Raw genomic sequence first — 9,272 nt, forward strand, 5'->3', positions numbered from 1 at the left:
TATTTATACAAGGAATTACTATAATTTGGTAAAATAAAAAGAAAATTGTAAAGATTGGTGATTTAATCTTATGAAAGATTTTCTTATTAGGGCAGTTTCAGGGATTGTGATTTTGTTATTTCTTTTATATGTTGCCCCTATTTTTAACATTGATTGGTTTCAAGAGGGGAATCCGAACAGAATATTCACTGTTCCAATTGCCTTAGTTGGTGGCTGGCTGAGTTTTTATTTTTATAAGGCAATTAAGAAAAAAAGCTAATTTAATCATATTCAAACCATTTGCTTTATTAACGGGGAAGAATTGTTCAAAAAAAATGAGCTTTAATCTATGTAAAAATAAGGTTTGCTAATTTAACGGAGGTGTTTCGATGGAAAATAACATAGTGAGATTGAAGAGAACAAACATTTTCTTGGTGACACTAGCAATAATCATTACGATTATAAATCATATTGTTAATCCATTATTATTAAAAATCCAACCTGATACTCTAGGTACAGGCTTATCTTTCATTTTTTTGGCTTCTGCCTTCTTAAATCATCTAAGGTCAAATTAAAATGATTTTCTTTGAACTAAAGTGGGAGGTTCTGAAGAAGAAGGAATTATATTTGCATTAGTTAACAAGGTAATATTTCAAAAAAATGTACAAGGAGTTGTGATTTAATGGATAGTAATTTTGGTAAATACGTTGTACCGCCTACACTCCAACGTTTAATTGACCTACAAAATGATCTTGGTGACACTGAGGACTTTTTTAAGGGGCTTGATTTTTACCTTTCTCTGGAGAACTTTAGATATTTTAACACACCAAGTGATGTCATTGTATTTGGTAACATTGGTGCGGATGGTATACACTATGGATTTCTGACTGATTATGGATCTGTCACTGAATTGGAGGTTGCACCTATTGTTTGCGTAAGTCCAATGGATTTTGACACTCCAATTCGTATCGTTGCTAGGAATTTACGTGAATTTTTAAGAGTTAATTTGACTGACAGTGCATTGTTCTATAATCATTTTTCAAGTGCGGAGAAATATTTAGAAACGAAAGAGCGATGGACCACAGAGGAGGCGAACTCCCCGTATCAACCAACTGAAAATGAAAAACAAGTTCGGGAAAGAGTCCAAAGGTTGTTGCTGGAGAATTTTCAGTTACCTCATATTGATAATCCGTATCGTTATGTTCAAGATGTCGGATTGGCACGGCAAAGAAATGTTTGCATCCAAACAATGGATGGACTGGGCGTCACTGAACCTCTCCTTCAACATGAAAAGCACAGCCCGTTCCCGCTCCATAGAGACACAGACCCTGATTTAAAGCTATTACAGGAATATGTAAATTCAGCACCATTTGCCTCAAGACTTGCCTTATTCAGAGACCTTCAGCTTAATTATATCCTGCAAGACAACCACGAACTGTATAAAATCGTAATTGATACAATGAACAATATGGGACTTACTGATGAAGCAAGCCGATTAAGCAATGAACTTTAAAAGGTAATCGTACGATGTATTAAGCCATTGGGAATTGAGGTGAAATAATGACAACTCTAATAATATTACTCATCATATTAATATCCATTTTAGTATTTAGAGGTGTACAGAACGGAAGTATGCAAGCTACATTTAAAAAGTTTGTATTGGGTTTTGCTGTAACTATCGTATTTATTAATGTCATTATGTTTTTCATATTATAAATTACCTTGTGATTTTCTTCACTTAAACAAACAGATGCTATACTTCAACAAAGGGTTATCACGGCGATGGTAGTGAAGGTATATAGCCTCATATTTACTATGGATTAGTTCAAATGGGGAAAATGTAGAGTTAGTTACGGATAGCGGTGGCTATGTGAAATTAAAAAAAGCAAGATTCAGCAGAGCTATTTGAAATTTTAACAGGAAAAGCATTACTGAAATAATTTCATCTCTATATTATTCTCCAACGAACGGGTAGCTTTATTTCAATAAGTCTTCACCTTTTGATAACAGGTATCTACTATTGCTTTTATATTTTTACACACAAAAAAATAGCCCAATTCCTATGCGAATTGGACTTATTGTAATATTACTATTTATTTTTTATTTATCAACCAAACCCGTTTTACATTGATTTCCTTCTTAATGAATACATCACATACAACAAAACAAACCACAAAGGTGTGAGCAGCAACGCCGGACGTGTCTCACTAGCAAACAGCATAATAATCAAAATCACGCCAAATAGCGTTAAAACCGCATAATTTATAAATGGGGTAAAAGGTGCTTTAAATGTTGATTTTGCATGTAATTCCGGTCTCGTTTTCTTATATTTTATATGACAAATGAGAATAACACCCCACACCCAAATAAAGCAAATCGCGCTAATCGTTGATACGATTCCAAAGGCTTGCTCTGGAATAAGCTTGCTCAAAAGGGCTCCTACTGAAACGACAATTGTTGATACCAATAACGCGTTACCAGGAACATGATTTTTATTAAGCTTTTTAAAATTTTCTGGTGCTTGATCTGTCTTGCTTAAATTAAATAAAATTCGACTTGTTGAGAACAATCCGCTGTTACAGGCAGAAGCAGCTGACGTTAAAACAACGAAATTAATGATTCCCGCAGCAATTGGGATTCCAACTAAGCTGAATGTTTTTACAAACGGGCTTTCTGCTCCATTTAGCTCTGTCCATGGGTTAATACATAATAGGATGATGATCGACCCAATGTAGAAAAATAGGATTCGTAAAGGAATCTTATTAATTGCTGATGGAATATTTTTCTTTGGATTTGCTGTTTCTGCTGCCGTTACACCGACTAGCTCCACACCAACAAAGGCAAACAGCACCATTTGGAATGAAAGCAAGAAGCCCGAAATACCATTTGGAAAAATTCCGCCATGCTCCCAAAGGTTCTGAATCGTCACTGTCCCTGCATCAGTCTTAAATCCGATCACGAGTAAAACAACACCAACAGCAATGAGAAAGAGAATTGTGATGACTTTTATAAGCGCAAACCAAAACTCTAACTCTCCAAAAAGCTTTACCGTTAAAAGATTAAAGCCTAATAAAATCAATAAACAGATAATTGCAGGTATCCATTGGGGAACATCAAACCAATAGCGGACATACACACCAACGGCAATAATGTCTGCCATCGCGATCATGATCCAGCAAAACCAATACGTCCACCCTGTGACAAACGCTGCTCGAGGTCCAAGATAGTCTTCAGCAATATCTGTAAACGATTGATAGCCAGCTTTAGACAACAAAAGCTCTCCTAGTGCCCTCATAATAAAAAATACCGCGATCCCGATGATTAAATAAGCAAAGATAATCGATGGTCCAGCTAATTGTATCGCCTTACCCGAACCTAAGAATAAACCCGTACCAATCGTGCCTCCAATTGCTATGAGCTGCACATGGCGATTGGCTAAATCCCTCTTTAATTCTTGTTGTGCCAAATCTAACTCCTCCTTAAAACCAGCCAAACCCATTCCTTAAAAAAATGAGCAAAAAACTCCTCAAAAAAAGAGATCGGAAGTCCTCCAAATCTCTTGGTCATAAGAATACTAAATAATATTTGTTATGCTAACTTAGCCAAATAACAAATAGAAATTCGATACTCTTCTGTCCTTTCGCCTGAGATAGTGAACCCTTCGGCGCCGCAAAACTGCGGTCTCTCCAGAAGCTGCTCCTGCTATAGTTTTATCCATAGCATTCATAGCTGGTAATTATTTCGTTTTATTTGCAGTAAAACTATTTTCAAATAATTTATAATTTTAATCCTACATACATAGCTTGTCAAGAAGAAGGGAATGGCTCTCTTGCACCATATTGGAAAATTAACATTACCTCTCCTATCTGACCTCAACTAACAACGCCTGAAATAGCTCATTTTTCTTTTCACCAAGCTGAAGATATGGCTGCCAGTTCATTTTATAGGAATGCGTGAGAGATATCGGTTTTTCTCGTCCTGAAGTGGTTCCTTGAGATGCTTCTTCCTTCCAAGAGCATACTCCTGCAACAACATGTCCATCATGGATATGAAATGCCTCATCAACGGAATTTTGTCTTTTTGGTTGCTGCCAGTATAAATGGTCATTTGTGATGAGAAGCGCGTAGCCTTTGACATCTGGTCTACCTTGAACCACTCGTTCCAACTTCCCAATGTCGTTTATGTAATCATACCGGGAAATATCCTGTGCACCTTGTTTCTTTAAATGCATTTCGCTATCTCCATAGATTGTTTGCAGAAGTGCTGTTTTATACCTCACTTCAATCGCCATCACTTTCGTGTCCTTTACCGCCCATAAATCAATTTTGTCCTTACCAATTTCGCGGTTTATTTGAACATTGTAGCCAATCTCATGCAAATGATTTGCTATTTTTTCAATTAAGTCTCTTTGAGAGAGCGGGATCTCTCCCTTTGTAGAGAACGATTGAAACCATGATGGATACTCAAGCTTTGCCTTATGATGAGAATCCTGTTTATATACCTGAAGCATCAGGCCGCGAAATTCACCTTTACTACTGTTGTCAAGAAGGCTGTAAGTCTCCCAGTTCATTACATACCTTCCTTTAAGATGAATAGGTTTTTCCCTGCCCTTCATTGTCCCTTTTCCTGTCTCCTCAGCCCAAAACAGACCACCGTTAACCGTCATTCCCTCATGAATGCGAAAATTCCGATCAACTGCCGTAATTTCTTGAGTAGGCATTGCATAATAGGATTTGTCGTTTGTAAGAAAAATGAGAACCCCTTCATCTGCAACACCAGCAGCGATCATTTCCTCTAACCGTTGCACATCCTTTAACACATCATATCTCCCATTATCCTGTGCTCCCTGGTTATTTAATGCAAATTCCTCATCATTAATTGTGCAATTATAGGAAAGTGTTTTATATTTTAGCTCGATCGCATATTTGCGACCTTGATAAACACATAAAATATCCAAATACACCTTTCTGTCCGCCCCAAACACTTTTGTTTCTAGGCGAATTTGACTCTCTGGATAATGCTCGCGAATTTCCCATGCTAATGATTGCTGAAAATCAGCCTCCGCATGAAAAATCGGCCTCTTTTTTGACAGTGAATCTAGTACGTTTTTTATATTTAACATGTCTACTTCCCCCTCATAAGCTACAAAAGAAACCTCGTATTTCTGTTTATGGAATTTGCAAGGCTCCAAGCAAAATGCATAAACAATCTAATTCTATAAAAATAAATTTAATTTATACATTCTGCCAGAATTACAGGACTATTTTATCACTAGTATTCCTAGCATTATAGATGAACTTAAAGAGTCTTTCCTCACACTTAAGAAAAAAGTGCATACTTATTCCTCTTCACCAGCCGTAATATCAAGCACAAATCCACTTGGAACATCTCTTCCCGTAGAAAAGGATTCGCTTGTTTGACGATGCTGTTGAACATCATATGCTTCAATTTCATCAACAGTCAGCAACGACTCATTCTCCCAGTTCCTAAGGATCCCAGCAACATAGTTCAGCCTTCGCTTATTATTAGCACAGGTTATTTCCATCGCCTTTAAAATCACATTTTTAGGCTGTAAAAAGCTAGAATTAGTTAACCACAACAACAACTGCTCTTTTGCATTTAGGTTTGAAAGACCAAAACCATTATTGTCCCAAAACTTAATAATTTCCTTCACATCATCTGTTTGTTCACTATGCCCTTGAACCACTACGCTTGGAGTGGTATTTAAATCCTGCTCCTCCTCTATAGTTGGGGCAGGTGCTTTTTGTTTTTCTTTTTGTTGTTGTTTTTCTTTTTTATTTTCTTTTTGTTTTTCTTTTTCCCCACGTATCGTAAAATGCTGCAAAGAAGCCTCATCAGTCTCTTCACATTCTGACGCTCCAAAGATATTTTCTTCATTTTGGTTGTCCTCATCGTTATGAGATTCTTCAGGCTCACAAAACGATTCATAGAGATGGCGAACTTCTTCTTTTTCTATTGATTCTGCCACATATTGAATAAGCGAGGTATCCTTAACATCCTTTAATTCCTTCATGATGCACTCCATCACAGCCTTCCCGCATTTATGTAGGTTTTCTTTGCCCCAGTTTTTAATTGCCAGCTCTCTTGTTTCTGGATTGTAGCGTATGAGCTTGTGATGATGGATGAATCGGTCCATTAACAGTTGAACACTATCAATTGAGTATCCTAATTCAAACGCAATTTGTTTTTTCGTTATCTGATAAATACCAGTTTGTGTTGTACGTGGACCCGTTAGGAGATAAAGATAGAAATACCTATCCTCAGGAGTCATTTCTTCTAAAACGATCGGATTGTCCCAAAAACTTGTCCATACCATACGATATTTTGCCATTTTCATCACTACCCTTTCTTCATAGAAATGTTATCTCATATGTTATATAGTGAGAAATGAAGAAAAAGGAGCGTTAAAACAGGGACGATTTTTTCATTTTCAAAAAATAGAAACAGAAGAACCGTCCATATTTATAGGGGGAGCCATGAATGAACACATTTGATGCATTAAATATTTTTTATCGAGAGGATACGATTTCAGACTTTCTTGTGACTTGTTTCAAGGATTCACCTCCGTTTACAACTCGGTTCTTACATGAAGCTGGAATCAAGCTTGAAGAGGGTTTTTCCTTTGATGTAAAAACACGTGTAGGACTAGGTAAAACGATCGGAACTCCTGATATTGTTATCCGCGCTTCTTCTGGTGATAGAATGAAGCTAATCATAATCGAAAATAAAATGGGTGCAGCTGAAGGCCGTGAACAAACAAACCGTTATGAGTCTTCGGAGGCAAGAGCCCGGATTGCAAAAAGATATAAAATGCCCTTAGAGAAAATCGAATTTCATTTTATTTTCTTAGCATTGGATACAACAGCCCAACCAAAAAACTCTCAATTTACCTTTTTAAACTATCAAATTTTCTTAAAGGACAGCTGGCATGTAAATGATGAAAAGCTTCGTTTACTATTTAATGATTTTCAAGAGAAGCTAGCAATCTTCTATCGTCCAATCGAAAAGCCGCTCGAAAGCTTAGAAACAAATCTAAAAATGGACGGAATGCAGCGTAAAATATGCTGGCAGGCCATTTTATATGATGCCTTTTCTGCTAATAAGGATCTCCTTTTAAGATGGGGTGAAGTCGGAGGAGCAGGTCGAAATAACTTCCTGTTTTTAATTACGAAAACAAATTGGACAAGCAAGGAATCATTCCATGAGGCAGGGCTATCCAAAACCTTTAATGTCCATATCGACACCTATATCAATATGCTAGACAACCGAACGAATAACGTAAACGAAATCGGAATTCGTTTTGAAACATTCCCTTACGTACCACATAAAAAAATCCAAAACCACCCTGAATATCAGAGGTTTTTAGATAATAAAACTGAATTTGGTGAGAGGCTGTATGAGCTTGCTAAAAGGAAAGGAATCTCTGTTAAACGGAAAAATAGCAAATTACTTGTTTTGGCTATTCCGATTCACGGGGAAACCATTGGTGATACGGTACAGCACATGAAAACACAGGTGGAGGCGATTGAAGCTTGTGTTGATCAGGTGATTGGAGAAATGATGGGAGAGAATTTAATAAAATAAGAAAATCAGGGACAGTCCCCACTTCCAAGTCCCACTTCCAAAATGGGGACTGTCCCTTCATATTCTGGATTTCTTAATAATGGAGCATCATTATTGAGTTTTAGCTCCTCAATGGAAAATAATAAACTATTAGTCTTTTTTCACCAAAGCCCAAATGCCATACTTATTATGGAATAAGTCGTCCTCTGGGAAATGTCTACATGATGTTTGTCGCAAAATAAAACTTGGGCTGTTCTCATCAATGCTGAATGTTGAACCATCTATTAAATTTGGATTTTCTATAAGACTATACAAACAAAAAATCTGCATTAGTTCCTGTGCATAGGATGGAGATACTTGATTTTTAAAAGCAATAACATCCGGTAGCCCGAAACAGTGCATACCACATGAGTAATAAAAATCTGTATCTTCAACTACACTTACAAAGCACTCGAATAATTCCACCATGTCGTTTGCATTATTTACTTTAGACCATTTTTCTATCGTATTAGCCACTCCTGAAGATTCAACCTTAACACCAAGTCCACCAGCCTTTAATAGAGCATAGGCAACTTCTACAATTTTTGTTATCTTGTGAAACGAACCGCCTTCTCCAATTAAGTATATCGTTAAGGAATGTTTCTTTAATGTACTAAGTTCCTTTTTTGAAAAAGTTCCGTTTCCTGCTATTTCGAAAGCTTCTGCTAATTGTTCATTATAACCATCTAGCTCCACTTCAAAAAAACTATCTGTATCTTCCTTAAGCTTGCTTATGTAATTTCCTGCTAATATAAACCCATCACTTTTTCTAGCGACCGCTTCAATTAATTCACTTCTATCCTTCCATAATCCAGGGATACATAAAACTATTTTTTCATCGTTCACTCATGCTCTTCCTTTTCCCATTTATTTAGATCCCGCTACCTTTCATTTCTCGAACCAAGTCAATTACCGTTATATAAATATTAGAGAAAATGAAAGGAAACTCTATTTAAAGAGCCTCCACTATTCTTGTTCAACTAACACTCCATTAACTAAGTACAATTCTAGATATATATAATTATGTTCTTTAGAAAGGGTTACACTAAACCTAATTTTTCAATTGCCTGCTTTTCATCTGGATAGAAAAATATATCGTTTCCATTATTACTCTCATAGATAAAGTCCTTCAAACTCTTACTTGAATATACAGAAAAGTCCCCTATAATGGCTATTTTCACATGATAATTGATAAACTTTTGTAAGATTTCCCCTGCAAGCTTCGTGCTCAACTGGAAAAAATCCTCACTTATTGCCGATTTATTCAAAATGATTCGGTTACAGCCAGTTTCATACGCTACTGTCGCCATAAAATCCAATGCCGACTGAACATCTTTTATTAGTATCTCACTACTGCTTATAACAGCAATTTCAATATTATTCTGATTAACGGTTTTTATTTGCATAATAGTCCTCCACTTTGGGAATTAGTTTGTAGTACAAATCATTAATTTCTTGATTTTAGTTTGATTTTCTGGGACCTTTTGTTGAACAAACCTGCTTTCGTTTTACACATTGAATTTCGACAGTCGTAAACTGTTACCTACATATAATTAATATCATGATTATAAAAAAATGTCATTTATCCCCTTACTCAATGTAATACCTTTGGAATGCGGAATGTGTTGCACGCATTTTTGTTGAACAATATAAAAGACAAAAGACAGATG

Annotated in this window: 9 protein-coding genes and 1 riboswitch; of the genes, 4 read left to right on the forward strand and 5 right to left on the reverse strand. The window is 36.2% G+C overall.

Annotated features, from left to right (window positions below):
* The first annotated feature begins 70 nt into the window (after positions 1-70).
* The 3 genes from HU235_RS16265 to HU235_RS16275 all read left to right on the forward strand — a co-directional run bounded on the left by HU235_RS16265 (position 71) and on the right by HU235_RS16275 (position 1,492).
* Positions 71-259, forward strand: a complete 189-nt coding sequence (locus HU235_RS16265) for a hypothetical protein (protein ID WP_174880873.1) — start codon at positions 71-73, stop codon at positions 257-259.
* Positions 260-368: 109 nt separating this feature from the next.
* Positions 369-554, forward strand: coding sequence for a hypothetical protein (locus HU235_RS16270; protein ID WP_174880874.1), 186 nt, complete (start codon positions 369-371; stop codon positions 552-554).
* Positions 555-661: 107 nt separating this feature from the next.
* On the forward strand, positions 662-1,492 hold the full coding sequence (locus HU235_RS16275; protein WP_174880875.1) for a hypothetical protein: 831 nt from the start codon (positions 662-664) through the stop codon (positions 1,490-1,492).
* Positions 1,493-2,101: 609 nt separating this feature from the next.
* Here HU235_RS16275 and HU235_RS16280 read toward each other — a convergent pair.
* From HU235_RS16280 to HU235_RS16290, 3 genes are all read right to left on the reverse strand, one after another.
* Positions 2,102-3,445, reverse strand: a complete 1,344-nt coding sequence (locus HU235_RS16280) for an amino acid permease (RefSeq protein WP_095301976.1) — start codon at positions 3,443-3,445, stop codon at positions 2,102-2,104.
* Positions 3,446-3,601: 156 nt separating this feature from the next.
* Positions 3,602-3,679, reverse strand: a riboswitch (glycine riboswitch).
* Between the two features lie 162 nt (positions 3,680-3,841).
* The gene (locus HU235_RS16285; protein ID WP_174880876.1) at positions 3,842-5,101 is read right to left on the reverse strand and encodes a hypothetical protein; all 1,260 of its coding nucleotides are present in this window, start codon (positions 5,099-5,101) and stop codon (positions 3,842-3,844) included.
* A gap of 216 nt (positions 5,102-5,317) precedes the next feature.
* Positions 5,318-6,331 (reverse strand): DnaD domain protein, encoded by a 1,014-nt coding sequence (locus tag HU235_RS16290; protein ID WP_233452251.1) that lies wholly within the window; start codon positions 6,329-6,331, stop codon positions 5,318-5,320.
* 149 nt (positions 6,332-6,480) lie between these two features.
* Between HU235_RS16290 and HU235_RS16295 the strand changes: the two genes are divergently transcribed.
* The gene (locus HU235_RS16295; RefSeq protein ID WP_174880877.1) at positions 6,481-7,584 is read left to right on the forward strand and encodes a PD-(D/E)XK nuclease family protein; all 1,104 of its coding nucleotides are present in this window, start codon (positions 6,481-6,483) and stop codon (positions 7,582-7,584) included.
* 129 nt (positions 7,585-7,713) lie between these two features.
* Here the strand turns inward: HU235_RS16295 and HU235_RS16300 are convergent, their stop codons facing one another.
* Positions 7,714-8,448, reverse strand: coding sequence for a DUF4261 domain-containing protein (locus HU235_RS16300; protein WP_174880878.1), 735 nt, complete (start codon positions 8,446-8,448; stop codon positions 7,714-7,716).
* 194 nt (positions 8,449-8,642) lie between these two features.
* Entirely contained in the window at positions 8,643-9,008 is a 366-nt protein-coding gene (locus HU235_RS16305) for a DUF4180 domain-containing protein (protein WP_095301972.1), read from the reverse strand.
* Between the last annotated feature and the right edge of the window lie 264 nt (positions 9,009-9,272).

Origin of the sequence: Metabacillus niabensis, assembly GCF_902829255.1 — a bacterium.
Lineage (GTDB): Bacteria > Bacillota > Bacilli > Bacillales > Bacillaceae > Metabacillus > Metabacillus niabensis.

Coding starts and splice junctions, on each gene's coding strand:
- HU235_RS16270 (WP_174880874.1), top strand. CDS start 369: ATGGAAAATAACATAGTGAGATTGAAGAGAACAAACATTTTCTTGGTG.
- HU235_RS16290 (WP_233452251.1), bottom strand. CDS start 6,331: ATGGCAAAATATCGTATGGTATGGACAAGTTTTTGGGACAATCCGATC.
- HU235_RS16295 (WP_174880877.1), top strand. CDS start 6,481: ATGAACACATTTGATGCATTAAATATTTTTTATCGAGAGGATACGATT.
- HU235_RS16305 (WP_095301972.1), bottom strand. CDS start 9,008: ATGCAAATAAAAACCGTTAATCAGAATAATATTGAAATTGCTGTTATA.
- HU235_RS16265 (WP_174880873.1), top strand. CDS start 71: ATGAAAGATTTTCTTATTAGGGCAGTTTCAGGGATTGTGATTTTGTTA.
- HU235_RS16285 (WP_174880876.1), bottom strand. CDS start 5,101: ATGTTAAATATAAAAAACGTACTAGATTCACTGTCAAAAAAGAGGCCG.
- HU235_RS16275 (WP_174880875.1), top strand. CDS start 662: ATGGATAGTAATTTTGGTAAATACGTTGTACCGCCTACACTCCAACGT.